Origin of the sequence: Salinigranum sp., from assembly GCF_041641895.1 — an archaeon.
Lineage (GTDB): Archaea > Halobacteriota > Halobacteria > Halobacteriales > Haloferacaceae > Salinigranum.
Genome location: NZ_JBEPXO010000019.1, coordinates 11,360 through 35,216 on the forward strand (window position 1 = coordinate 11,360; position 23,857 = coordinate 35,216).

The 23,857-nt window shown below is 69.3% G+C and carries 22 protein-coding genes and 2 pseudogenes; 15 read left to right on the forward strand and 9 right to left on the reverse strand.

Going from position 1 to position 23,857, the window contains the following annotated elements:
• The first annotated feature begins 6 nt into the window (after positions 1–6).
• From ACESK5_RS05935 to ACESK5_RS05950, 4 genes are read left to right on the forward strand one after another with little or no spacing between them, the layout of a single operon-like run.
• Entirely contained in the window at positions 7–849 is an 843-nt protein-coding gene (locus tag ACESK5_RS05935) for a 2,3,4,5-tetrahydropyridine-2,6-dicarboxylate N-succinyltransferase (RefSeq protein WP_372910631.1), read from the forward strand.
• Positions 846–2,117: a diaminopimelate decarboxylase gene (lysA, locus tag ACESK5_RS05940; RefSeq protein ID WP_372910632.1), complete on the forward strand. Its 1,272-nt coding sequence runs from the start codon at positions 846–848 to the stop codon at positions 2,115–2,117. Before ACESK5_RS05935 ends, lysA begins: the two co-directional genes overlap by 4 nt.
• Positions 2,114–2,977 (forward strand): diaminopimelate epimerase, encoded by an 864-nt coding sequence (gene dapF / locus ACESK5_RS05945; RefSeq protein WP_372910633.1) that lies wholly within the window; start codon positions 2,114–2,116, stop codon positions 2,975–2,977. The genes lysA and dapF overlap by 4 nt, the downstream gene beginning before the upstream one ends.
• Complete coding sequence (locus ACESK5_RS05950) at positions 2,974–4,071, forward strand: M20 family metallopeptidase (RefSeq protein ID WP_372910634.1); 1,098 nt, start codon at positions 2,974–2,976, stop codon at positions 4,069–4,071. The genes dapF and ACESK5_RS05950 overlap by 4 nt, the downstream gene beginning before the upstream one ends.
• Before the next feature lie 3 nt (positions 4,072–4,074).
• Here the strand turns inward: ACESK5_RS05950 and ACESK5_RS05955 are convergent.
• Together ACESK5_RS05955 and ACESK5_RS05960 are read right to left on the reverse strand one after the other, a co-directional pair.
• A pseudogene (locus ACESK5_RS05955) lies at positions 4,075–4,771 on the reverse strand (RNA ligase partner protein); the annotation flags it as partial.
• 273 nt (positions 4,772–5,044) lie between these two features.
• Positions 5,045–7,522 carry a right-handed parallel beta-helix repeat-containing protein gene (locus ACESK5_RS05960; protein ID WP_372910635.1) on the reverse strand — a complete coding sequence of 826 codons (2,478 nt, stop codon included), beginning with the start codon at positions 7,520–7,522 and terminating at the stop codon, positions 5,045–5,047.
• A gap of 328 nt (positions 7,523–7,850) precedes the next feature.
• Here ACESK5_RS05960 and ACESK5_RS05965 point away from each other — a divergent pair, with 328 nt between their 5' ends.
• Entirely contained in the window at positions 7,851–8,042 is a 192-nt protein-coding gene (locus ACESK5_RS05965; RefSeq protein WP_372910636.1) for a hypothetical protein, read from the forward strand.
• Here ACESK5_RS05965 and ACESK5_RS05970 read toward each other — a convergent pair.
• Positions 8,036–8,170 carry a hypothetical protein gene (locus ACESK5_RS05970; RefSeq protein ID WP_372910637.1) on the reverse strand — a complete coding sequence of 45 codons (135 nt, stop codon included), beginning with the start codon at positions 8,168–8,170 and terminating at the stop codon, positions 8,036–8,038. The two genes, ACESK5_RS05965 and ACESK5_RS05970, sit on opposite strands and share 7 nt — an antisense overlap.
• Positions 8,171–8,254: 84 nt before the next feature.
• On the opposite strand from ACESK5_RS05970, the gene ACESK5_RS05975 reads away from it, so the two are divergent.
• From ACESK5_RS05975 to psmA, 4 genes are read left to right on the forward strand one after another with little or no spacing between them, the layout of a single operon-like run.
• Positions 8,255–8,962 (forward strand): RNase P subunit p30 family protein, encoded by a 708-nt coding sequence (locus tag ACESK5_RS05975; RefSeq protein ID WP_372910638.1) that lies wholly within the window; start codon positions 8,255–8,257, stop codon positions 8,960–8,962.
• Positions 8,946–9,575 carry a class I SAM-dependent methyltransferase gene (locus ACESK5_RS05980; RefSeq protein WP_372910639.1) on the forward strand — a complete coding sequence of 210 codons (630 nt, stop codon included), beginning with the start codon at positions 8,946–8,948 and terminating at the stop codon, positions 9,573–9,575. The genes ACESK5_RS05975 and ACESK5_RS05980 overlap by 17 nt, the downstream gene beginning before the upstream one ends.
• Before the next feature lie 7 nt (positions 9,576–9,582).
• On the forward strand, positions 9,583–10,062 hold the full coding sequence (locus tag ACESK5_RS05985; protein ID WP_372910640.1) for an Rpp14/Pop5 family protein: 480 nt from the start codon (positions 9,583–9,585) through the stop codon (positions 10,060–10,062).
• A gap of 27 nt (positions 10,063–10,089) precedes the next feature.
• Complete coding sequence (gene psmA, locus ACESK5_RS05990; RefSeq protein WP_372910641.1) at positions 10,090–10,857, forward strand: archaeal proteasome endopeptidase complex subunit alpha; 768 nt, start codon at positions 10,090–10,092, stop codon at positions 10,855–10,857.
• Positions 10,858–10,975: 118 nt separating this feature from the next.
• Here psmA and ACESK5_RS05995 read toward each other — a convergent pair whose 3' ends face one another.
• The 6 genes from ACESK5_RS05995 to purH form a co-directional block, all read right to left on the reverse strand.
• Positions 10,976–11,335, reverse strand: a complete 360-nt coding sequence (locus ACESK5_RS05995; protein ID WP_372910642.1) for a helix-turn-helix transcriptional regulator — start codon at positions 11,333–11,335, stop codon at positions 10,976–10,978.
• 25 nt (positions 11,336–11,360) lie between these two features.
• Positions 11,361–12,149, reverse strand: a complete 789-nt coding sequence (locus ACESK5_RS06000; RefSeq protein ID WP_372910643.1) for an NRDE family protein — start codon at positions 12,147–12,149, stop codon at positions 11,361–11,363.
• Positions 12,150–12,338: 189 nt separating this feature from the next.
• Positions 12,339–14,858: a dihydropteroate synthase gene (gene folP / locus ACESK5_RS06005; protein WP_372910644.1), complete on the reverse strand. Its 2,520-nt coding sequence runs from the start codon at positions 14,856–14,858 to the stop codon at positions 12,339–12,341.
• A gap of 89 nt (positions 14,859–14,947) precedes the next feature.
• Positions 14,948–15,385, reverse strand: a complete 438-nt coding sequence (locus ACESK5_RS06010) for a universal stress protein (RefSeq protein WP_372910645.1) — start codon at positions 15,383–15,385, stop codon at positions 14,948–14,950.
• Positions 15,386–15,515: 130 nt separating this feature from the next.
• Entirely contained in the window at positions 15,516–16,064 is a 549-nt protein-coding gene (locus tag ACESK5_RS06015; RefSeq protein WP_372910646.1) for a universal stress protein, read from the reverse strand.
• 253 nt (positions 16,065–16,317) lie between these two features.
• A complete protein-coding gene (purH, locus tag ACESK5_RS06020; RefSeq protein WP_372910647.1) occupies positions 16,318–17,892 on the reverse strand; it encodes a bifunctional phosphoribosylaminoimidazolecarboxamide formyltransferase/IMP cyclohydrolase in 1,575 nt (524 codons plus the stop codon).
• A gap of 168 nt (positions 17,893–18,060) precedes the next feature.
• Between purH and purB the strand changes: the two genes are divergently transcribed.
• From purB to ACESK5_RS06050, 6 genes and pseudogenes are all read left to right on the forward strand, one after another.
• Positions 18,061–19,476 (forward strand): adenylosuccinate lyase, encoded by a 1,416-nt coding sequence (gene purB, locus ACESK5_RS06025; protein WP_372910648.1) that lies wholly within the window; start codon positions 18,061–18,063, stop codon positions 19,474–19,476.
• Positions 19,477–19,772: 296 nt separating this feature from the next.
• On the forward strand, positions 19,773–20,843 hold the full coding sequence (locus ACESK5_RS06030) for a glucose 1-dehydrogenase (RefSeq protein ID WP_372910649.1): 1,071 nt from the start codon (positions 19,773–19,775) through the stop codon (positions 20,841–20,843).
• Positions 20,830–21,474, forward strand: a complete 645-nt coding sequence (gene gfcR, locus ACESK5_RS06035; RefSeq protein ID WP_372910650.1) for a transcriptional regulator GfcR — start codon at positions 20,830–20,832, stop codon at positions 21,472–21,474. The genes ACESK5_RS06030 and gfcR overlap by 14 nt, the downstream gene beginning before the upstream one ends.
• Positions 21,475–21,578: 104 nt before the next feature.
• A complete protein-coding gene (locus ACESK5_RS06040) occupies positions 21,579–21,920 on the forward strand; it encodes a glutaredoxin family protein (RefSeq protein ID WP_372910651.1) in 342 nt (113 codons plus the stop codon).
• A gap of 173 nt (positions 21,921–22,093) precedes the next feature.
• Entirely contained in the window at positions 22,094–22,657 is a 564-nt protein-coding gene (locus ACESK5_RS06045) for a hypothetical protein (RefSeq protein WP_103425119.1), read from the forward strand.
• Between the two features lie 103 nt (positions 22,658–22,760).
• Positions 22,761–23,771 (forward strand): annotated as a pseudogene (locus ACESK5_RS06050) (PQQ-binding-like beta-propeller repeat protein); the annotation flags it as partial.
• Positions 23,772–23,857 lie beyond the last annotated feature (86 nt).

A 23,857-nucleotide genomic window follows, 5' to 3' on the forward strand; every position in this document is an offset into this window, starting at 1 on the left:
AGAGGCATGACACTCCGGACCGACGTCGAAGCCCTGTGGAACCAGTACACCGCGGACGAAATCGACGCGGGGTCGGCCACCGCGACGGAGATGGAGACGCTCGACGCGTTCCTCGACGCGCTGGAGGCGGGCGAGGTCCGCGCGGCCGAGAAGACCGGCGAGACGGTCGAGACGTGGGAGGCCAACGAGTGGGTCAAGCAGGGCATCCTGCTGAACTTCGGCCTGCGCGAGACCTACCCCCGCGAGTACGGCGACGTCACCTACCACGACGTCCTGCCCCTCCGAGACACCGGTGACCTCGCCGGCAAGGGGACGCGCAACACGCCCGACGGGACCGTCGTCCGCCGGGGCGCGTATCTCGGCGAGGACTGCATCATGATGTCGCCGTCGTTCGTCAACGTCGGCGCGTACGTCGGCGACGGGACGCTGGTCGACTCCTGCGACACCGTCGGCTCCTGCGCACAGATCGGTGAGGGCGTCAAACTCGGCGCAAACACGCTTGTCGGCGGCGTCCTCGAACCTGTCGAGGACGCGCCGGTCGTCCTCGAGGACGGCGTCTCGCTTGGTGCGGGCTGTCGGGTCACGAGCGGCTTCCGCGTCGGCGAGAACACCGTCGTCGGCGAAAACACGCTGCTCACCCCGCGCATCCCCGTGTACGACCTCGTCGAGGAGGAAGTCGTCTACGGCCACCTCCCCGCGGAGCGCCGGGCGTTCACCCGGATGGTCGAGTCCTCGCTCGGCGACCACGACCTCTTCGCCGGGGGCGCGTACAAGCCCGCCGTCGTCGCCCTCGACATCGAGGACGACACCCGCGACGCCACGAGACGGGAGGAGGCACTGCGGGAATGAGGACGGGCGAGGGCGAAGGACGAGCGACGTCCGACGACGGCGAGAACCGCCCGGTCCGGCGGCTGTCGGCGTGGGACGACGACGAGTTAGCGGACCTCGCCGCCACCTACGAGACGCCGCTGTACGTGATGGACCTCGAACGGGTCCGCGAGAACTGCCGTCGCCTCCACGAGGCGTTCCCCGACGCGGACGTCCGCTACGCCGCGAAGGCTCACACCGGCCGGGTAGTGCTGGAGACGGTCAGAACGGAGGGGCTCGCCATCGAGTGTGCCTCCGCCGGCGAGGTCGAACGTGCGTTCGCCGCCGGTGCCGCCGGGGACGAGGTGCAGTACACCGCGGTCAACCCCCCGGACCGGGACCTCGACATCGTCGTCCGCCGGTGGGAGAACGACCCCGGCCTGACGATCACCGTCGGTGCGCGCGACACCGTCGAACGCCTCCGCGACCGGGGGTTCGACGGCCGACTCTGCGTCCGCGTCAACCCCGGCGTCGGCGCGGGCCACCACGAGAAAGTGACGACCGGCGGCCACGCGAAGTTCGGCGTGCCCTACTCGGAGGCCGCGTCGGTCGTCCGCGACGCCTGCGACGACTTCGAGGTGGTCGGCATCCACGCCCACGCGGGGTCGGGGATCTCGGGCGACGACCTCTCCGCCCACCGGGAGGTCGTCCGCCGGATGGGCGACCTGGCCCGGGACGTCTCCGCGTTCGTCGACCTGGAGTTCGTCGACGTCGGCGGGGGCTTCGGCGTCCCCTACCGGGAGGACGAACCACCGCTCGACCTCCCCAACGTCGCCGAGGCGACCAGGGAGGCCCTCGGCGACGTCGACGCCCAGCTCGCCGTCGAGCCGGGGCGGTACGTCGTCGCCGACGCGGGCGTGCTGCTGGCGACGGTGAACACGGTGAAGGAGTCGGCGGAGTACGAGACGCTCGTTGGTATCGACGCCGGGATGACGACGCTGCTCCGCCCGGCGATGTACGACGCGTACCACGCCGTCCAGAACCTGTCAGCCGAGGACGCGCGGGACGCAATACCAGTCACCGTCGCTGGACCTATATGCGAGACCAGCGACGTGCTGTGTGAGCACAGACCGCTCGCCGCTCCCGCGCGAGGTGACGTCCTCGCCGTCGGGAACGCGGGCGCGTACGGCTACGAGATGGCGTCGACGTACAACTCCCGCCCGCGGCCCGCGGAAGTCGTCCTCGACCCGGACCCCCGTCTCGCGCGCCGACGCGAACCCCTCGCGGCACTGACCGAGCTAGAACGATGACCCCCCAACGCACCATTCCGTTCGAGAAGTACCACGGCACCGGCAACGACTTCGTCGTCGTCGACGCCGACCACCCCGTACCGAACCGACCCGCCTTCGCCACCGCCTACTGCGACCGGACGACCGGCGTCTCCGGTTCCGATTCGGAGACCGTCGGCGCCGACGGCGTCCTCTTTCTCGCCCTGGAGTCGAGTTACGACCCGCCGCGGGTCGTCATGACGCTCGTCCAGCCGGACGGCTCCGTCGCCGCCATGTGCGGCAACGGCGCGCGCTGTGCGGCGGCGTGGGCGCGGAACCGCACCGACGCCGACGTCGTCATGATCGACACGCCCGCGGGGACCCGCCGCGCCGTCCTCGACGGCGACGAGGTGACGGTAGAGATGGGCGTCCCCTCGTTCGAACCACGGGACGTCCCGCTCGCCGACGAGGACCCGCTCGTCGAGGAGGCGGTCGAGGGCCTCACCGTCACGGCGGTGAACACGGGCGTCCCGCACGCCGTCGCGTTCGTCGACGACGTGGACGAGGTCGACCTCGAGACCGTCGCCCCACCGATCAGACACGCGGACCGCTTCCCGCGCGGGACCAACGTCACCGTCGCCTCCGAGGAGGGGGACGGGTTCCGCCAGCGGACGTTCGAGCGCGGCGTCGAGGGCGAGACGCGCTCGTGTGGCACGGGCGCCGTCGCCGTCGTCGCCGTCGCGAAGCGGCTGGGCCTCGTCGGGGACGAGGAGGTCCGGGTCTCGCCGCCGGGCGGCGACCTGACGATACGCGTCCCCGACCGTGACGAGGCGACGCTCCGGGGGCCCGTCGTACGGGCCTTCGAGGGCGAACTCGAGACGGTCCCGGCGCTCGAACCGTGAGCGGCGCGGCGTTCGACCCCGTCGACTTTCTCGCGGACGCGGTTCGAATCGACTCCACCGACGAGGACGTCGCGGAGATGCGCTCGTTCCTCGTGGAGACGCTCGACTCCCGGGGCGTCGACGTGACCGTGGACGACGCCGGCAACACCATCGCGTCGAGAGGGCCACCACCGGACGCGTGCACGCGACACGTCGTCCTCAACACGCACATCGACACCGTCCCCCCGCACGTCCCGTACGAGCGCGACGGCGACGTCGTCCGCGGGCGAGGGTCGTGTGACGCGAAGGGGCCGCTCGCCGCGCTCCTGTCGGCCTTCCTCGCCGTCGAACCGGGCGACGCTCGCGTCACCCTCGCGGTCACCCCCGACGAGGAGGTGCTCTCGACGGGCGCGGCCGCACTCGACCTCGACGGCGACCTGTACGTCGTGGGTGAACCGACCGGACTCGACGTCTGTACCGCAGCGAAGGGCCGGTTCCAGGGGACGCTCTCGCTGGCGGGCGTCGCGGCTCACGCGGCCGAACCCGACTCGGGCGTGAACGCCGTCGCCGCGCTGGAGGCGGTCCTCGGCGTCGTCCGCGCGTTCGACGCCGACCGGGAGGCCCATCCCGACCTGGGGACGGCGACGCTCACGCCGACAGTGGTCGAGGGCGGCGCGGCGACGAACCAGGTGCCGGCGGCGTGCTCGCTCGTCCTCGACCGCCGGAGCGTCCCGCCCGAGACGGCCGAGGGGTTCAGGAGCGCGTTCGAGGCGCGGGTCCGCGAGGCCGTCCCGGACGCGGTTGGGGTCGAGTTCGCACTCACGGACCGCCCCACGCCCTTTCTAGAGGCGTTCGCGACCGACCCGGACCACGAACTCGTCCGGACCCTGTCGGCGGCGTCGCGGGCCGCGGGCGGGTCGGGGGCGGTCCGGCCGTTCACCGCGGCGACGGAGGCGTCGTACTTCGCGCCCGCACCGACGGTCGTCTTCGGGCCCGGCGTACTGGCGGACGACGAGGGCGCGGTAGCACACGCCGAGCGGGAGTACGTCCGCGTTCGGGAGGTCGAGCGGGCGGCCGAGGCGCTCGCGCGGACGCTCGACGGGCTGGTCGCGTGAGCGCTTCTCCGCGGTTCCTGCCGCGCGACGGTCAGCCACCTGCACGGCCGGGAACTGGCTGCCGTGGACGTACCGGCGGTCGAACCCGTCCGGCCGGGGACGGCGCCGTGGTCCGCGATCCGTAGTGACGGCGCCGGCGTCGAGTTCCGCGCGAGGACGAGCAGATCGAAGTCCTCTCTGGAGTCGAGGACGTCCTGTCGGAGCGCCCAGCGGTACTTGTCACGCATGTCCGACAGCACCCGGTCGGCCCCGGTCGTGTAATCGCCGCCGTCGTCGCTGGCGAGGGCCTCGGAATCGAGCTGCTGGACCTCACAGAGCGCCTCCTCGGAGACGCGCAGGCCGCGGTTCACGGGGTCTTTCACCTCCTCGATGAAGTCGTAGACGATGGTGGCGGGGATGGTGACGCCGTCACGGTCGGGGCTCTTCCTGAGGACCCACGTGTCTAGCTGCGAGAACACCCCCTCGCTCACGTCGCAGTCGCGGAGCATCGCCGCGAGTTCGTCGTGGATGGATGGCGGCACGTAACACGAGATGTCGAGTTCGAGCCGCGCCTCGCGACCAGGTCGAGCAGGCGGATGACGGCCGGCTCCAGCGACTCGTTCTCGCGTCGAATCACCTCCGTGACGAACAGCGACGTGTCGAGGACGAACCGCTGGCGCGGCAGTTCACTGGGATATCTGCCGTCTCGCCGGTGAGGGATACAGTCGTCCGCCTCCGTCCGGGTCGACTCGGACGAGAGCGACGCCGACTCCACGGCCCCGCGGCAGCGTGCGACCTGGGGCCGCCGACCGCGACGGGTGACCGGAGGGAGTGAGTAAGTTCTTGTGTCGCTGTCCGGGCAGTCGACGCGTACCGGCCGACGTCTGCCCGAGGGGTACGCAGACGGAGGGGGGGTTCCGATCCCAGACCCCGACGAGAGGTCGCCACCGGCAGGGATCCGGGGGCTGCCGGTGAGACAGCGGTCCTCAGGACGTCACGGTCGGGCCCGGAAGAGAACCACCGCGCCCACGAGCGCGAGGAGTGCCAACAGCACCACGAGAATCGGCGCCCCGAACGGCGTCGCGGGTGCGGTCGGCGTGGCAGTCTCGACCGGCGTGGGCGTGGCTGTCGGAGTGGGGGTCGGCGTCGCCGTGGGTGTGGCGTCGCCACCCGAGCCGTCACCGGGGTCTGCCGGTTCCGTCACGTTGACTGTTCGGGTGGCCGTGTCGGTGTCGCCGAGGACGTCGACGACGGTCAACGAGACGTCGAACGTTCCCACACTCGCGTAGGTGTGGTTCGCCCGCGGTACCACGTGCGTCGCGTCGGTCCGGCCGTCGCCGTCGAAGTCCCACTCGTACCGGAAGACGATTCCGTCGGGGTCGTCCGAGGCCGAGGCGTCGAACCAGACAGCCGTGCCAGTCTCGGTGGTGTTCGTCGAGACGTCGAACGCCGCCACCGGTGGCTCGTTCGTCTCGCCGTCGTCTCCGCCGTCGTCACCGTCGTCGCCATCGCCGTCGTCACCGTCAGACGCCTCGATGCCGAGCGGGGCGAGCACGCTGAACTCGGTGACGTTCGCGGACACCTCGTCGGCGGCCGTGTCGACCGTCGACCCCGGGACCGCCGACCACGCCGAGTCCTCGAACCGCCACAGGCGGAGCGTCGACTCGTCGACGTCTACGGCGTCGGCGTCGTCGTCGTCGTACGCGACGGTGAGGTCGAGGTACCCGCTCGCAGCAGTGCTCGTCGCGTTGACGTGGACGCCCACGTTGGTGCGTTCGGGCGACGTGGGATCGGTCGGGGGCGAATCGATGCCCGCAATCGCGACGTCGCGACCCGCGAACGAGAGCGTCGCCGACTCGGTGGTGAGATCCGTGACCACCAGCTCGTCGGCGCTGTTCGTCAGGGAGAGGTCCCAGCCGTCGCTCCGCAGGACGGTCGTGTCCCGGACCGAGACGTCGGTACTCGTGTCGACCTCGATCCCGTTCCCGTCAGTGTCTGCGACCGAGAGGTCAGTCAGTATCGCGTCGACCGTATCCGAGAGGACGACCCCACCCTCGGTGCGTTCGACCTCGAGGTCTGTGACACGGAGACCGCTGGATTCGACGACGTGTAGTCCGAAAAACTCGCCGCCGAGGACGCGTGCGTCGGCGACCGTCGTGTTGTTGCTCGATGCGATCCGGATTGCCTCTTCCACGCTGGCGTTCTCGACGAAGAGGTCTTCGATCACGACGTCGTCGGACCCGCCGACGAACAGCCCGACGCCGCTGTCGACCACGGAGACGTCTTCGAGCGTGGTTCTTCCAGCGCGGGAGAGCACCAGGCCTCGCATCCGACTGTCGGTGATCTCGACGTCGACGAGCGTGTTGTTCGGGGAGCCGTCGACGGCGTGAATCCGGATGAACCCGATCCCGTTGCGGTCGGCTCCGGCCACCGAGACGTCCGTGAGCGTGTTCTCGCCGGAGTCGGCGAACAGGAGTCCCTCGAAGCCGGTTTCGACCGTGGAGAGATCAGTCAACGTGTTGCCGCCGGAGTCGTTGAAGAACACCACTCCGACCTCGTCCACGCGCTCGACGGACAGGTCCGTGATCGTGTTGTCGCCGGATCGCTCGAATGAGAGGCCCTCACCGCTGGTGTCGCTCACCGAGACGTCCAGCAGCGTGTTGCCACCGGAGTCTACGAACTCGAACCCTCGGCCGCCACTGTCGACCGCGGAGACGTCCTCGAGCGTGTTGTTGCCGGCGTCGTCGAAGCGGAACGCAACCTCACTGCTGTCGGTTGCGGAGACGTTCACGAGCGTGTGGCCGCCGGAACGGAGGAACCGGAACCCGAACCGGTTGTCGGTCGCGGAGACGTCCCTGAGCGTGACCGTCGACCCGAGAACGATGACGCCCGACCCGTCCGGTTCGTTCGGGTTCGCCACGTTCACCGCGCGCACCGTCGCGTTGGCGTTGCTGACGAAGAGTGGGCCGTCCCGGATCCGCACGTCACTGACGACGGTGTCGTCGGTGCTGAAGAAGGCGACGCCTGAACCCTTGAATTCGGTGACGGTGACGTCCTTGACGGTGACGTTCGAGCCGTCCCTGGCGACGATCCCAGAGGAGACGAAGTTGGACAGCTGAACGGCGTCGATGGTGTGTCCGTTCCCGTCGAAGATCACGTCGGACGACCGGATGTCGATGCAGTTGAGAGCGCGACCATCGACGATGTCCGCCTGGAGTTCGTACCGACCGGGACTGTCGATGACGCGACAGCCGGTGACGGGTTCGACGGCCGCGACCCGCTCACCCGGGACGAGCACACTCCGTTCGGTCCCTGTCGTGACGGCGCGCAACTCCTCCGTCGGGTCGCCTCCTCGGTCGTCGTCCGTGTCGCTCCCCGCGAGTGCGAGCGTCGCTCCGGGCACGACGCTTCCGAACACCATCGCGGCAACGAGCGTGGCGACCAGGACAGTTTTGTCCCCCCGTGTTATCATGGCTAGTCTGACACGTTGTGCCGGCAGTTATACTTTCGCGTGATTACCCGGGACGGTTCGTCCCGAATCGGTCACGAGAACCCTCTCTAGTGCCGATTCGACCGCCGGGCGCGTTCCGCACGCAGCCGTGAGCCGAGACGAGCGTCTTCGGGCACCAGCGGCTCGCCGCGGTCACGCACCCGTGCTGGTCCACAGACGACCGAGACGCGCTCCGCGGACGGCCGCACGTACAACGCGCTCACGGACGCACGGCACGGCGGCGAACAGGAGACCGTGGTCTTCGAGGGTGCCGACGCCGTCGTCCGGGGCTCCCCTGAGCGTCCCGCGAGTGCTCGTGCTCGAAACGGGCGTCCAGTCGGTGTTCGGCGACCGCGACGTGGTCGACGAGGGGAAGTTCGACGGGTTCGACGTCCGCATCGTCGACGTCGACGGGCCGCTGGCGTTCACCCGGAGCGGCTACGTCTGCCCGTACACCACGGTGCGGCCACGGGCGCTCCTCGACCACCTGCGCAGTCACTGACGGTCGACGTCGAACGCGACCGCCGGGTGGAGGGCGAGCGCGTCGTCGAGTTCGTCGAGATGGCCGAGTCGACGCACGACCGGACGGGGAACTACCTCGACAGCGGCACCCGTGACGAGTAACTCCATCGCGTCGGTCACTGCGTTCGTTCTCACGCTCGGCCAAACGCGCGAAGCGTAAGCCCGATACCGACCGGCGTCGTTCTCGGAAGCATGTACGAAGCCGTCTACGCCACGCCCGGCGGCGACACCACCGTCGCCCGGTACGCTCACACCGCCGGCCGCTACGGCTACGACGGCGTCGTCGTTCGCGACACCGGTGGCGAGGGTGTGGGTGAGGGTGACCTCGACCGGGTCCGCGAGCGGTTCGGGGCCGACGTCGTCGACGGCGTCGAAGTCGTCGCCGACACCCCGGAGTCGGCGGCGGGGGCCGTCGGCGCACACCGGGGGTCGCGGACCCTGCTCCTCGTCCGCGGCGGGACGGACGCGCTGAACCGGTTCGCCGTGGAACAGGAGCGGGTCGACGTGCTCACCCGCCCCTTCGACGGCGACGGGGACGTCAACCACGTCCTCGTGAAGGCCGCCCGTGACAACGGTGTCCGTCTCGAGTTCGACCTGGGACCGGTCCTCCGACTCGACGGCGGGCGGCGGGTCAAGGCGCTGCGCAAACTCCGGAAGCTTCGCGAACTCGTCGAGGCGTACGACGCGCCCTACGTCGTCAGCGCGACGCCGCGGTCGCACCTCCAGTTGCGGGCCCCACGCGAACTCGACGCGCTCGGCGAGGTGCTCGGGTTCGAGGCCGAGGGGGTGAGGGCGGGACTCCGCGAGTGGGGCCGCCTCGCCGAGCGGAACCGGCACCGGCTCTCCGACTCTTTCATTGCCCCGGGTGTCGAACGTGGCCGGTATGAAGAAGACGCTTGAGGAACACGCCGCGCGCTTCTCGGAGAGGGCGGCGGCGTACGACGACGACCCGTCCCCGGAGTACCTCGCCTGCTGTGACCTCGTCGTCGAGCACGCCGCGCCCACGCCCGAGGACGTGGTGCTCGACCTGGGGACCGGGACGGGGGCCATCGCACTCGCTCTCGCGCCCCGAGCGAAACGGGTCATCGGACGCGACATCAGCGAGGGGATGCTGGAGCGGGCGGCGGAGAAGGCACGCGAGCGGGGAATCGAGACCGTCGAGTTCGGCTACGGCGAGTTCCGCGACCCCCACGTCGACGGGGAGGTAGACGTCGTCACCTCGAACTTCGCGCTGCACCACCTCTCCGACGAGGAGAAGCGCGAGGCGGTGGAGGTCATCGCCGCGCTCGGTCCGCGTCGGCTGGTGCTGGGCGACGTGATGTTCTTCGGCGAGGCCGACTCCGACGAACCGTTCTACTCCCCGGAGGTGGACGACCCCGCGACGGTCGGGACGCTAGCCGACATCTTCACCGACTGTGGCTTCGCGCTGACGGCCGTCGAGCGCGTCCACGATCAGGTGGGCGTCCTCGTCGGGGAGCGCGCCGGTACTCGCGACGCCCCGCTGGAGGAGTGAGGAGCCGATGCGCCACCTCCCGAAGCACCTCAGGCCGCGGTGGCGTTATCTCGCCGTCGAACTGGAGGGGTGGACCGACACCTCGCTCTCCCGGGGCGCGTTCCAGCGCGAGGTGTGGTACGCGGCGCAGAACCTCGTCGGCGACGTCGCGAGCGCCGACGCGGACCTCACCGTCCTCGGCTTCGAGTTCGACCAGGGCCGTGGCGAGACACTGGTACGGGCACGGAGGGGGGAGGTGGGCGTCGCTCGCGCGGTGCTCTCGTGTGTCGACACCGTCGACGGGCGCCCGCTCGGCGTCCGCGTCCGGGGGGTGTCGGGGACGGTCCGTGCCGCTGAGGAAAGGTATTTAAATCGCGGACCCGGAAATCCCGAGGAGAGAACCGTCGTAGTCGATGGAGACGCCCGGTCGGCCGTCGCCCGTCCACCCGTCGTCGACGTGGCCGGCCCGGACGGCTCCACGGGTGCGACCGAACTCGATTTCGAGTGATACGGTACTAACACGCAACACGACATCATGCAGGGACAAGCCCAACAGCAGGCGTACGACCGCGGAATCACTATCTTCTCACCTGACGGCCGTCTGTATCAGGTCGAGTACGCCCGTGAGGCCGTCAAGCGGGGGACAGCGAGCGTCGGCATCCGGACACCGGAGGGGGTCGTCCTCGCCGCCGACAAGCGCTCGCGCTCGCCGCTGATGGAGCCGACGAGCGTCGAGAAGATTCACAAGGCCGACGACCACATCGGCATCGCGTCGGCCGGTCACGTCGCGGACGCGCGCCAACTCATCGACTTCGCGCGCCGTCAGGCACAGATCAACCAGCTCCGGTACGGGGAGCCCATCGGCATCGAGACGCTCACGAAGGAGATCACCGACCACATCCAGCAGTACACGCAGGTCGGGGGGGCCCGGCCGTTCGGCGTCGCGCTCCTCATCGCGGGCGTCGAGAGCGGAACGCCCCGCCTGTACGAGACGGACCCGTCGGGGACGCCCTACGAGTGGAAGGCCGTCTCCATCGGAGCGAACCGGGGTGACCTCCAGGAGTACCTCGAGGAGTCGTACACCGACGACCTCTCGCTCGACGAGGGCGTCGAACTCGCGCTGAAGGCCATCGCCTCGACGAACGAGGACGAACTCGCCCCCGAGGGCGTCGACGTCGCGAAAGTCCCCGTCGAAGAACCCGTCTTCGAGGAACTCTCGAACGACCACGTCGAGAGCCACCTCGCCGAACTCGACCTCCTGCCCAGCGAAGACGAGGGCGAGGACGGCGACGAAGACGCCTGACGCGGGCGGCGACCTTCGCGGTCACAGCAGAACGACAGAACGACAAAACGGGAGGGCCGAGTTCGTGCCGTCCCGTCGGGACCGGCAGTTCGGTCCGTCGGCGGGACGGGCGCTCAGGTCAGAGGTCGTACTCTTCGTACGCGAGGTTCATCAGCCACTGCGAGAAGGCGTCGCTGTTCGGGTTGACCTCCTCCTCGCCGATGAACGGGGAGAGGAGGTCACCCGCCATCAGCAGCGAGAAGTCGAGGTCGCGCGGAGCGGGTTCGAGGTAGTACGTGTTGTGGCCGTCGTAGACGGTACTGGAGCGCTGGATGAGTCCGAGCCCCTCGAGTTTCTCCGCGATGCGGCTCCCCTTGCGTGAGGAGATGTCCAGCGCCTTCCAGAAGTCACTCTGGTGGATTCCACCCTCCTCGCGGATGAGTTCGAGTGCCTGGCGCTCGTCGTCTGCGAGTTCCGCCTCGGCTTCGGCCGCGCTCATACAGCCAAGACGACCCGCGGACGGTTTAAACTTGACCTTCGCCGGTCTCAGCGGGGCCGTCCACCTGCGTGTCGACCGACTCGTAGGCAGTCTCGCACGGCGGCCCCGGCGCGAACTGGTAGTCGACGCGGCCGTCGTCGAACACCGTCACCAGCGACGACGACCGAGTGCCGAAGTTCCCCTCGGGGCCCTCTTCGTGGACGCAGACCCCGTAGTCGTGGTCGGCGAGGGCCTCCCTCGCACGGTCGAGCCACGCGTCGTGGCGTTCGCCGGGTTCCGGCCAGAGCGTCTCCTGGATGCGGGCGGCGTTGTCGCCCTGCTCGGGGCCCATCTCGGGGCGGCGTTCCGGCTCGAAGAACTCGCCGTCGGCACCGACGTTGACCACGACGTGGACCCCGGGAGAGAGGTTCCGAACGCGGAGTCGCCCGTCCCACTCGAGGAGGACGGCCGCCCCCGCGTCGGCGAGGACGAGGTTGAAGCCGTCGTACCGGTGCTCCCGGACCGCACGCTCGACGAGTCGAGCCGCCTCCTCGGCCGATGCCGCGCCCAGCGCATCGCGGACGAGCAACCCACGGGAACGCTCGCCGCCTCCCTCGACGGTTGTCCACCGGTTCGTGATGCCGACGAAGACGCCGGCGTCGTTCACGCCGACCCACGTCCCACCCGCCTCGCGGTCACGGGGGGCGACGAACCCTCGAGAGCCGTGCTGCCGTGTCGGTGGCTCCGACGGCCGGTCCAGCGCCTCGTCGCGGTTCGCCGCGACGACCACCGGCGCGTCGGCGAACGCCTGCCACGCGAGCGTAAGGGTACACACACGACCGCATAGGGGGCCGACACGCATAAGCCTCCGTTCCCGCGCCGGGTGGGTGGTGAGGGGAAGGGGGCGGGAGTTCAACTACGATGCCGCGGCCACCGAGGAGCGTGCGGTAACGACCGTGGGCGGGCGTTCCGCGAACCGGCGACACGCCGCCTGCCCGAGCGAAGGTGTCGCCTGTTCGCCCTCTCAGAACGACTCGTCCCTCCGCTCCCGCATCGCCTGGGCGACGCGGACGGCGGCGACGTTCTCGGGGACGTCGTGAACGCGGACGATGTCGGCACCGCGGTCCGCGGCGAGGGCCGTCGCCGCGACAGTCGCGGGGCCGCGCTCGTCGGCGTCACAGCCCACCAGCCCGAACATCGACTTGTGTGAGTGGCCGACGAGGACCGGACAGCCGAGCGCGTGGAACTCGTCGACGCGGTCGATGAGCGTGAAGTTCTCCCCGGGGCGCTTGCCGAAGCCGATGCCGGGGTCGACGATGACGTTCTCGCGGGGGATGCCGGCCGACTCCGCGCGGAGCACCGTCTCGGTGAGTTCGGCGACGACGTCGCCGACGACGTCGTCGTACTCGACGACGTTCTCGGGGTCGACGGGGGCGTCGATGGAGTGCATCACGACGACCGGAGCGTCGCGCTCGGCGACGAGGAAGCGCATCTCGGGGTCGTCCAGTCCGGTCACGTCGTTGATGATGTCGGCGCCGGCATCGAGCGCCGCCTCCGCCACGGCCGCCTTCCGGGTGTCGACGGAGACGAGCGTGTCGAGCGACGCGATGGCCTCGATGACGGGAACGATCCGGTCGATTTCCTCCGACGCGGGCACCGGTTCCGCTCCGGGGCGCGTCGACTCGCCGCCGACGTCGACGATGTCGACGCCGGCGTCGACCATCGCCTCGGCCTGGTCGACCGCGTCGTCGACGTCGTGGTACTCGCCGCCGTCGTGGAACGAGTCCGGCGTGACGTTGAGAACGCCCATGACCGCCGTCCGCTCCGACCAGGGGTAGTCGGCGGATCCGGCGGTGGGTTCGGTCGACGCCTCGCCGGTACCGAGGTCGAGTCGGCTACGGAGGCGCTCTCGGACGTCGCCGAGACCGTACGGTGCGTCCTCGAGCGCGTCGACGAGCACCGAGAACTCCGCGAGCGTCCCCATCACCACGAGCGAGACGAGTTCGCCGTCGGCCTCGTGGCCGGAGACGACACAGTCGCCGCCGACGCGGGTCATCTCGCGCTGGACGACCGCCGCCTGTCGACGCGCGACGCGCGTCTCGACCACCCGGTGGACCGCGTCGGTGCGTGCCTCTCGCGCCGCCGGGGCTGGGACGGACGCGTGCGCGAACACCGCGTCTGCCTCGTCGGGCGTCCGGACCCGTTTCTCGACGACTCGTCGCGTCCAGGTCGTCCGCGCCTCGCCGACACAGGTGAGCGACCCGGTGACGAGGACGCAGTCCTCCGGGTCCGCACGGTGCCGAGCGGTCTCGACCGCCGACGCGACCGTGTCGCCGGCGGTGACGTCGGCGGCACCGGCCGACTCGAAGACGCGAGCGAGTATCTCCGGCGTCTCCGCCCGGTCGACGTTCGGCCGACAGGTCACCACGCTGTCAGGCGTCGGGAGCGCCTCGACCATCCCCCGGTGGTCCTTGTCGTGCATCGCGCCGAACACCAGGTGGAGACGGTCGTAGTCGAACCCCCCGAGGACCGACGTCACCTGTTCGCACGCCCCGGGGTTGTGTGCGCCGTCGAGCACGACGAGCGGGTCGCGCGACAGCACCTCGAACCGACCCGGCCAGTGCGCGCCCCTGAGACCGCGGACGACCATCGGTTCGGTGAGGTCGACACCGAACCGGTCGGCCACCTGTCGGGCGAGGACGACGGCGACGCCCGCGTTCTGTGCCTGGTGCGCTCCGAGGAGCGCGAGCGGCGAGTCGACGCGCCAGCCGTCGCCCGCGACGGTCACGCGCGCTTCGAGCGTCGACCCCTGTCCGTGCCCGTGCCCGTGCCCGTGATACGTCGTCGTCACGTCGGGATCTCCGTCGGCGTCGTCCCCGTCGTGCGCACCTGCGTCCCCGACGTGGACGACCTCCGGAACCTGTTCGCGGATGGTCGTCAGCGCGGCCCCCGTCGCGGCAGTCACGAGCGGGCCGTCCGCGGGGGCGACAGCCGCCTTCGTGGTCGCAATCTCCTCGACGGTGTCGCCGAGGACCTGCGTGTGTTCCAGCGTCACGTTCGTGACCGCCGACGCGACCGGGTCGACGACGCTCGTCGCGTCGAGTTCACCGCCCATGCCCACCTCGAGGACGGCGACGTCGACGTCGGCGCGGTCGAACTGCCAGAGTGCGAGCGCGGTCAGAGTCTCGAAGAACGTGAGCGGCTCACCCGCGGCGGCACGGTCGACGAGATACGGCCTCGCCCGTTCGACGAACTCACAGACCGCCCGCTTCGGAATCCGGCGTCCGTCGACGGTGACACGCTCACGGAGGCTGTCGAGGTGCGGAGAGGTGTACAGGCCGACGGAGAGCTCCGACTCACGGAGCAGAGACGCGACCATCCGGGCAGTGCTCCCCTTCCCGTTCGACCCGGCGACCTGAACGAACGCGACGTCGTCGTGAGGGTCGTCCAGGTGTTCGAGGAGGCCCCGGACCGCCTCGATTCCGGGCTTCATCCGGAACCGGCGCAGGTCGAAGAGGAAGTTCGCCGCCTCGTGATACTCCATATCCGGGCCACGCGGCGACCCTTCGTTAATGCTTCCTCTTCGGTCGATGTCGTCACCGCCGAGAGCCGGTCGCCCGCCCCTCACGGCCGTCAGTCGTCGCCGATGTGGACGACGAGCACGGGCTGGGTCGCGTTCTCGACGACTCGCTCCGTGACGCTCCCCATGTTGACGAGTTTGTCCCGTCCCGTCCGCCCGTGCGTCCCGATGACGATGAGGTCGACATCCGCCTCGTCGGCGTACCGGAGAATCTCCGTGTGAGGGACCCCGTCTCGGACGGCCGTCGTCGTCTCGACGTCCGCTTCGGCGGCCCGCGTCTCGACGGCCGCGACGGCGTCTTCGGCGCTCTCGGTCAGGGTCTCGAGGATGTCCTCCTGCTGGTCGCGGTCCGCAGAGAGGTAGACGCGGCGGTCGATGACCGACAGCGCGTGCAGACGCGCACCCCGCTGTGCCGCGATGTCAAGCGCGTGGGTCAGCGTGTCGTCCGTGCCAGCACTCCCGTCGGTGGGAACGAGGATGTCGTCGTACATCTCGTCCGAGACTCTCGTCGGCGGCTGTTATAATGTGAGGTGTCGCCGCCAGTGGCCGGGACGTGGGTCACGTCCGTGGGGTCTCCAGCAGAAGACGCCGAAGCGACCGTCGGCCGTTACGTCCGCACGCTCACTCGGCCAGGAGCGGTCGGTTCTCCGTCTGGCCCTCCCGCGTCGACGGCGCGCTCGGGTCCGACGCCGTGCGGTCGGCGGCCGGTTCGGACGGGGCAGACTCCGACGACGGCTCTTCGCTGGACCGCTCGACGAGGACCGCACAGTCCGCCCGGTCGACGACGCGACTGGTCACCCGGCCCGCACAGACGGCGCCCTCGGTCGTCTCGCGGCCGCTCGGACCGAGGATGACGAGGTCGACACCGGCGCGACGCGCCTCGTCGACGATTTCGGCGTGCGGAACGCCGCGCCGGACGGCCCCGCAGGCGTCGACGTCGGCCCGCTCCGCGCGCTCTGCGGCACGCATCGCGGCGCGTCTGGCCCGTTCCCGCGCACCGCTCACCCGGTCGCTCCGGCCGGTCCCCTCGGCCGACAGCGCGGTCGGTCCGTCCACGATACCGAGCAACTGGAGGCTGGCGTCCCACGTGTCGGCGAGCGCGATTGCACGTTCTGTGAGTCGTGTCGTCTCCGCAGTCTCGTCGACGGGCACGAGGATGGAGTCGTACATACCTGCTCGTTACCGCCCTGGTACTTCAACCCCAAAACCGGATTCGACGGGAACGGGCCTTGATTCAGCCGCCAGTCCGGGTTAAACTCGATTCCGAAGCACCGTATATCTTAAAAATGCATGGGAGTACCACGCGTGGCATCGGGTCGCCGTGAGGGGGTGCCTGCGAGTCGGTGAGCGTCCGCCACTAGTCGTGGCGGAAACACCGCGTCGGCAGAGCCGCCGCGAGTGACAGGCACGCCGTCGCTAGCGCTCAGTCGTGTCTGAAACACCGCTTCCCGGTGAACACCATCGCCATCCCGTGGTCGTCGGCCGCGTCGACGACGTCCTCGTCGTTGACGCTCCCACCCGGTTGGACGACGGCCTCGATACCGGCTTCGGCGGCTTCCTCAACCCCGTCGGGGAACGGGAAGAACGCGTCGCTCGCCATCACCGCGCCCTCGGCGGACTTACCCTCGGCGTGCTCGTCTGCTTTCATCGCCGCGAGTCTGACCGCGTCGACGCGGGAGACCTGCCCCATCCCGACACCGACCGTCTCCGTCCCGGACACCAGGACGATTCCGTTGGACTTGACGTGCTTCAGGACGCGCCACGCGAACAGCATCGACTCGACCTCCTCGTCGGTGGGTTCGCACTCCGTGACGACCTCCAGGTCCTCGCGGTAGGGCGCCCAGGTGTCGCGCTCCTGGACGAGTCGGCCGCCGACGAGCCGTTTCTCCGTGAGGTGGTCCGTCACGTCGCCGAGCGGACCGACGTCGAGGACGCGGAGGTTCTGCTTCTCGGTGAAGACGTCCAGCGCCGCGTCGGTGTACGCCGGCGCGACGACGACTTCCTTGAACGACTCCGTGATGCCTTCGGCGGTGGCCGCGTCGCACTCGCGGTTCAGGGCGACGACACCTCCGAAGGCGCTCATCGGGTCCGTCGACAGCGCCCGGTCGTACGCCGCCGAGAGCGTGTCGGCGGTGGCACAGCCCGCGGGGTTGGTGTGCTTGATGACCGCCGCCGCGGGTTCGTCGAACTCCTTGACGAGCGAGAGCGCGGCGTCGGCGTCGTTGTAGTTGTTGTACGACAGCGCCTTCGCCCCCTCGTTCAGCTGGGTGGCGTGGACGACGTTCGCCTCCGAACAGGAGTCGTCGGCGTACACGGCGGCCGCCTGGTGAGGGTTCTCGCCGTATCTGAGCCCCGACACGCGGTCGTCGGAGACGAGACGGCGGTCGGGGAAGTCGCCGCCATCGTCGCCGTCGACGTGGACACCGTCGTCGGTCACCTCGACGCGCCCCTCGGCGAACCACCGCACCGCTCGCGGGTAGGCGGTGAACTCCGCCTCGCGGAGGACCCGCGACTGCAGGCTCGACGCGTCGTCGTCCTCGTAGACGGGCACCGCCTCCTGCGTGACGATGGGGCCGCCGTCGACGTCTTCGGTGACGGCGTGGACCGTACAGCCGGTCATCCTGACTCCCGCGTCGAGCACCTGCTCGTGGGCGTCCGTCCCGGGGAACGACGGCAGGAGCGAGGGGTGGACGTTCAGCGTCGTCGGCGCCTCGTCGAGAAACGCGCTCGTGAGGACGCGCATGTACCCGTCGAGACAGACGACGTCGAAGTCGTACCCCGACAGTCGCGAGAGGATCCGCGCTTCGTGTTCCTCCCGGGCGTCGTCGCCGCGCTCGACGACTTCCGTCGGGATCCCCCGCTCGGAGGCGCCCTCGAGGACCGGTGCTCCCTCGTGGTTCGTCAGCACGACCGAGAGTTCGGCGCCGCCGGGTGCCCGGTCCGCGATATGCAGGAGGTTCCGGCCACGGTTGCTTGCCAGCCCAGCGATTTTGAGCATACCTGTGTCGCCTCGTGGAGACGGAAAAACAGTTGCGGTCCCCCCGCGCGATGTGTGCACGGAACTGTGTATCAGACGCGGCAGTCACCCGACTGAACCCGGTGAGTATGCACGAAAGTGCTCCCCGCCATCGACACCCTTTTGCTGGCGCCCGGGGCAGTGTCCGGCATGACCGAGTCACCGGATCTCCCCCGGAGCGACCCGCTGGCGGCGGTGTCGCCGCTGGACGGCCGATACGCCTCGCGGACGGCGCCGCTCGTCCCCTACGCGAGCGAGTCCGCGCTCATGCGGGCACGCGTCGAAGTGGAAGTGGAGTACCTCCTCGCCCTCGCAGACCTCGACGCGACAGGCGTCACCGTCGACGACGCGACGCGCGAGACGCTCCGGTCGCTGTACGAGGCGTTCGACGCCGACGACGCCCGTCTCGTGAAACGAATCGAACGCGACGGCACCGCCGAGTACGCGGCGACCAACCACGACGTGAAGGCGGTCGAGTACTTCCTTCGCGTCCGCCTCTCCGAGCACCTCGCCGACGCCGAGCGGCTCTTCCCGTGGATACACTTCGGCCTCACGAGCGAGGACGTCAACAACCTCGCCCAGCGTCTACTGGTGAAGGGCGCGAGCGAGGAAGTGCTCCTCCCCGGACTCTCGGAGGTCCGAGACGCGCTCGTCGAGATGGCACACGAGTACCGCGATCTCCCGATGCTCGCCCGCACCCACGGCCAGCCGGCCACGCCGACGAGCTTCGGCAAGGAGATGGCCGTCTACGCCGCACGGCTCGGCCGCGCGATGGGTCGAATCCGACGAGCGACCGACGGCCTCGCCGGGAAACTCGCGGGTGCGTCCGGGACGTACGCGGCACACGTCGCCGCGTACCCCGACGTCGACTGGCGCGCCTTCTCGGCGTCGTTCGTCGCGGGACTCGGCTTCGACCACCAGCCCCTGTCGACGCAGGTCAACCCCTGTGACGACCTCGCGGAACTGTTCGACGCGGTTCGCGGGGCCAACAACGCCCTCCTCGACCTCGACCGTGACATGTGGCTGTACGTCTCCGACCGGTATCTCGGGCAGGAGACCGTCGAAGGGGAGACGGGGTCGTCGACCATGCCGCACAAGGTCAACCCCATCGACTTCGAGAACAGCGAGGGGAACCTCTCGAAGGCGAACGCCGACCTCACCTTCCTCGCGGACTACGTCACCACCTCGCGACTCCAGCGGGACCTCTCGGATTCGACCGTGAAGCGGAACGTCGGCGCGGCGTTCGCCCACAGCCTCATCGGGTACGGGAAGACCGGAGCGGGCCTCTCGAAGGTCGTCCCGAACGAGCAGGTGATGCGCGAGGAACTGGAGTCGACGCCGGAGATCCTGGGAGAGGCGGTCCAGACGATCCTCAGGCGCGAGGGTGACACCGACGCGTACGAACGAGTGAAGGAACTCACCCGCGGCCAGCGAGTGACGCTCGCGGACCTCCACGACCTGTTCGCCGACCTCGACGTCTCCGAGGACGTCCGCGAGGAACTCACGGCGCTCACGCCGAGTGGCTACGTCGGCGTGGCCGCGGCGCTGGCCGAGGACGTGGAGTAACGGTTCTGCGAACGTCGACGACGCTGTCGTCGGTGCTGGCCGACACCGGCCGGTCCGGGAGACGCTGGTGAGGTCGACAGGAGTCGAGTCAGTGCGTCCGAGTGACCCGTCCGGACGGGACGGTCACCCGAGACAGCACGAAACGGTGAGCGCCGACTGGCATGGCTGGACTGGTTGGGCTGGAATCCACTGGTGTTGCGCGTCTGGGCTGGACGACGCGGCCGGCCACTCACCTACACATAGTGTTTACTCGATATAGAATAAATGTTTTGGTGCTCCGGGTCGAACGGCGGGGTATGAAAGCCATTGCAGTCCGACGGGAGACGACAGAACCCGTCGTCATCGAGAAACCACGGCCGGAACCCGGAGCGGGTGAGGCCCTCGTTCGAACCCTCCGCGTGGGCGTGGACGGGACGGACCACGAGGTCATCTCGGGCGGCCACGGCGGGTTCCCCGAGGGGGAGGACCACCTCGTCCTCGGACACGAGGCCGTCGGCGTCGTCGAGGACCCGAACGGCACCGGGTTCGAGGAGGGCGACGTGGTCGTGCCCACCGTTCGCCGCCCGCCGAACGGGACCAACGAGTACTTCCAGCGGGGCGAAGCCGACATGGCACCCGACGGCGAGTACCACGAGCGCGGTATCGTCGGCGCGCACGGCTACATGGCCGAGTACTTCACCTCGCCAGCGGAACACCTCGTCCCCATCCCCGAGCACCAGGCGCCGCTCGGCTTCCTCATCGAACCCATCTCCATCACCGAGAAGGCGCTGGAACTGGCGTACGCCTCCCGCTCGTCGTTCGAGTGGACGCCCGAGTCGGCACTCGTCCTCGGGAACGGGTCGCTGGGACTGCTCACGCTGGGGATGCTCGACCAGGTCTACGACCGGGTCTACTGTCTCGGCCGCCGCGACCGGCCGGACCCGACCATCGACATCATGGACGAACTGGGAGCCACCTACGTCGACTCCCGGCAGACGCCGGTCGACGAGGTGGGCGAGGCGTTCGAGCCGATGGACTTCGTCTTCGAGGCGACGGGCTACGCGCCCCACGCGGTCCAGTCGGTTCACGCGCTCGCACCGAACGGCGTCGTCGCGCTCCTGGGCGTCCCCGGCCCACAGGAGCACGAGTTCGACGTCGGCGCGATGCACGGCGAACTCGTCTTACACAACAAGGCGATGGTGGGCAGCGTCAACTCCAACGCGCGACACTTCGAGGCCGCGACGGACAGTCTCGACGCGCTGCCGGAGTGGCTCCTCGACGACCTCGTCACGGGAATCTACGGCGTCGAGGACTTCCGGAAAGCGTTCGTGGACGACAACACCGTTATAAAAACGGCCGTCGAATTCAGCGCGTATGAAGAACGTTAACGACCTCATCGAGAGCGCCGAGGAGTTGGCGAAGCGCGGCCTCTCGAAGGGCGAAATCGCCGACGAACTCAACGTCTCCCGGGAGACGGCGTCGTGGCTCGTCGAGAAGAGCGGGGCGAAGAGCGACACGAGTTCGGCGTCGGAACCCCGTGACAGCAGTGGGCCGCACGACATCCACGTCGACTGGAGCGCGTTCGGCCGCGACAGCGCCCGACTCACCTACGCGGGCCAGGCGATGGCGGACCTGCTCTCGAAGGAGGGCGAAGAGGTCGACCTGACCATCGGCATCGAGAAGGCCGGCGTCCCCCTCGCGACGGTCGTCTCGCGCGAGCTCGACACCGACCTCGGTTCGTACGCCCCCGCGAAACACCAGTGGGAGGAGGGTGACATCGACGAACTCGGCGGGTCGTTCTCGCGCAACTTCGCCACCATCCGGGGTCGTGACTGCTACGTCGTCGACGACACCATCACCTCCGGGACGACGATGCGAGAGACCATCGACGCCATCCGCGAGGAGGGTGGCAACCCGGTGGGCTGTGTCGTCCTCGTGGACAAGCAGGGCGTCGACCAGATCGCCGACGTCCCCGTCTACGCGCTCATCAACGTCGTCCGCGTCGGCGAAGACGGCTGAGACGGCCCCCGGGACGGACGTGGACGCCGCCGAAGTCGAGGTACCACGCCGACTCGACGGACCGGTCGCAACGTCTATCAACGCGGCTCGCTTTACCGTTCAGTATGACGTTCAATCCCGAGTCTGACCTCTCCGCGGAGGAGGTCCAGACGCGCGTCGACGAGGCCATCGAGAACAACGACGTCGTCGTGTTCATGAAGGGGAACCGGCTCATGCCGCAGTGTGGCTACTCGAAGCGCGCGGTCGAACTCGTCGGGAAGTACGTCGACGAGTTCGAGACGGTCGACGTACTCCCGGCGCTGCCGGAGTTCCGCGCAGCGCTCGAGTCGCACTCGGGATGGGAGACCACCCCACAGACGTACGTCGACGGCGAGTTCGTCGGTGGGTCGGACATCCTCGCCGAACTCGACGAGCGCGGCGAACTCGAGGCGACGCTCACCTCCTGAGGGGATCGGCCCGGGTGTGACCCGGCTGGCGACGTCTCCCGTCGTCGGCCGTCGGCACCCGCGGTTGACACCCACACGCAAAGGACAGTCCATATAAACCCACGCACCTTAGAAGAACACGAGTACGACTGCAGTGCGCCTCGGCCGCTGTCACCCCCCCTCACCGTCAAACAATGTCAGGCCGCGTATTCCGACTTCACTCGACACTGGAACTGCCGCTCGAAACAGTCACTGACTACTTCGAGAACGACCCGGAACTCCCCCCCGAAATCGAGGACATCGACATCACCCGACGGAACAACACGCTCATCATCAAGGCCGTCGCCAAAGACGAGTCGCTCAGCAAGTACACCCCGACCGCACAGTTGAAGGCGAGCGTCACCGAGAACCGCGTCTACGAGGAGGAACCGCCGCGCGCCGGCGCGCCCCGCTGGGGCGAAGAGGAGGAGGAGATTCCTTCGGAACTCGTCGAGTTCGCCTGTTTCAAGGGCGACCGCGAGACCGTCCTCCAGAACACGGCCCTGCAGTATCCCATGTTCCTCGTCCTGCGTGACCTCGCTCGCCTCGCCGAGAAGGGTACGCTCACGGCCGTCACCGAGGAGGACGGCGACCTGCACGCCACCCGCATCGTCGAGGGCGAAGAGCGCGCCGCCTCCGTCGAAGTGGTCGAGAACCCCCAGCAGAACAACGGTGGCGGCAACACCGTGAACTGGCGCGACAACAAGTTCATCAGCTAAGCCCCGACGACAGGTTCCGACGGGACGCGGTGACCACCCCCGAGGCGACTACACCAGCGAATCGTCGCTGAGACGGGTTTTTCCGCCAGATACGTAACCGACGATGTCCATAGCGGCGGACGCGATACCCTCCAGACGCCGACTCCTCCAGACTTGCACGGCCGGCCTCGTCGCGGCTGCGGGCTGTGTGAGTGTCGGTGAACCACAACCCGACGGCGACCCGACCTCGACCACCGGCGACTCGGTCCCAGTCACCAGCGACCCGGCCCCAGCCACCAGCGACCCGCCGCCGGCCGACGGCGAACTGAACGACACCGAAGACCCGCCCGAGCGAGTCGGCACCGAACGCATCCAGTGGGAGACCGACGCCGCGTACACCGCTGACAACCAGCCGACGTTAGCTGACGGACGGGTGGTCGCAGAGACCACCAGAGGTGTCTCCGCCCTGTCACCGACCGGCGGCGACGTCCAGTGGTCGACGGAGACCGACTGGCCGCTACAGGCACCGCCGCGCCTCGTTAGCCGGACGCTCGTCACTGTCACCGGCAGGTACGGCGAGCGTTACACAGTCCGCGGACTCGACCCCGCAACGGGCGAACGTCGCTGGACGTTCGAACCGGGGGGCCACCGACTCCAGGTACTCGCAAGCGAGGCGGACACTCTCTTCGTCGTGACCGCACCCGTGGCCGATTCAGGCGCCTCCGAGGCCGCTACCGAGACTCTCTACGCACTCGCGTCGGCCGACGGCAGCATCCGATGGGAGGCCGACGTTCCGGGCGGACAGGACGCGCACGTCGCCGACGGGACGGTGTATGTTGCCGGTACCGAGCGTGTGGTGGCCGTCGAGACGGGCGGGTCCCGCGTGTGGGCACGGGACGTCGATACCTACCAGTCGGGAACACTGGTGCGGGCGGGCGACACGCTAGCGTTCGTGGCGGAACCGGAGCCGCGACGGCCGCGAGTCCACGGTATCGACGTGTCGACGGGCGAGGAACGGTGGGCGTTCGCCGACGACTGGCGCGCGTTCACGACCCGGGCGCACGACGGTCGGCTGTTCGTTGGCGGAGAGCGACTCGCTCGCCTCGACCCGTCGACTGGCGCACTGACGTGGACCGTCGACAGCCCAGTCGCCCGACTGCTCCCCGGCTACGACGACGACCGGTGGGTCGACAGCTGGCGGACCGCGCTGGCGGACGCACC

Bases quoted from the DNA above. Each gene is read 5' to 3' on its own strand.
- ACESK5_RS05935 (WP_372910631.1), top strand. From the start codon at position 7: ATGACACTCCGGACCGACGTCGAAGCCCTGTGGAACCAGTACACCGCG.
- lysA (WP_372910632.1), top strand. From the start codon at position 846: ATGAGGACGGGCGAGGGCGAAGGACGAGCGACGTCCGACGACGGCGAG.
- dapF (WP_372910633.1), top strand. From the start codon at position 2,114: ATGACCCCCCAACGCACCATTCCGTTCGAGAAGTACCACGGCACCGGC.
- ACESK5_RS05960 (WP_372910635.1), bottom strand. From the start codon at position 7,522: ATGATAACACGGGGGGACAAAACTGTCCTGGTCGCCACGCTCGTTGCC.
- ACESK5_RS05970 (WP_372910637.1), bottom strand. From the start codon at position 8,170: ATGGAGTTACTCGTCACGGGTGCCGCTGTCGAGGTAGTTCCCCGTCCG.
- ACESK5_RS05975 (WP_372910638.1), top strand. From the start codon at position 8,255: ATGTACGAAGCCGTCTACGCCACGCCCGGCGGCGACACCACCGTCGCC.
- ACESK5_RS05980 (WP_372910639.1), top strand. From the start codon at position 8,946: ATGAAGAAGACGCTTGAGGAACACGCCGCGCGCTTCTCGGAGAGGGCG.
- ACESK5_RS05985 (WP_372910640.1), top strand. From the start codon at position 9,583: ATGCGCCACCTCCCGAAGCACCTCAGGCCGCGGTGGCGTTATCTCGCC.
- psmA (WP_372910641.1), top strand. From the start codon at position 10,090: ATGCAGGGACAAGCCCAACAGCAGGCGTACGACCGCGGAATCACTATC.
- ACESK5_RS05995 (WP_372910642.1), bottom strand. From the start codon at position 11,335: ATGAGCGCGGCCGAAGCCGAGGCGGAACTCGCAGACGACGAGCGCCAG.
- folP (WP_372910644.1), bottom strand. From the start codon at position 14,858: ATGGAGTATCACGAGGCGGCGAACTTCCTCTTCGACCTGCGCCGGTTC.
- ACESK5_RS06010 (WP_372910645.1), bottom strand. From the start codon at position 15,385: ATGTACGACGACATCCTCGTTCCCACCGACGGGAGTGCTGGCACGGAC.
- ACESK5_RS06015 (WP_372910646.1), bottom strand. From the start codon at position 16,064: ATGTACGACTCCATCCTCGTGCCCGTCGACGAGACTGCGGAGACGACA.
- purH (WP_372910647.1), bottom strand. From the start codon at position 17,892: ATGCTCAAAATCGCTGGGCTGGCAAGCAACCGTGGCCGGAACCTCCTG.
- purB (WP_372910648.1), top strand. From the start codon at position 18,061: ATGACCGAGTCACCGGATCTCCCCCGGAGCGACCCGCTGGCGGCGGTG.
- ACESK5_RS06030 (WP_372910649.1), top strand. From the start codon at position 19,773: ATGAAAGCCATTGCAGTCCGACGGGAGACGACAGAACCCGTCGTCATC.
- gfcR (WP_372910650.1), top strand. From the start codon at position 20,830: ATGAAGAACGTTAACGACCTCATCGAGAGCGCCGAGGAGTTGGCGAAG.
- ACESK5_RS06040 (WP_372910651.1), top strand. From the start codon at position 21,579: ATGACGTTCAATCCCGAGTCTGACCTCTCCGCGGAGGAGGTCCAGACG.
- ACESK5_RS06045 (WP_103425119.1), top strand. From the start codon at position 22,094: ATGTCAGGCCGCGTATTCCGACTTCACTCGACACTGGAACTGCCGCTC.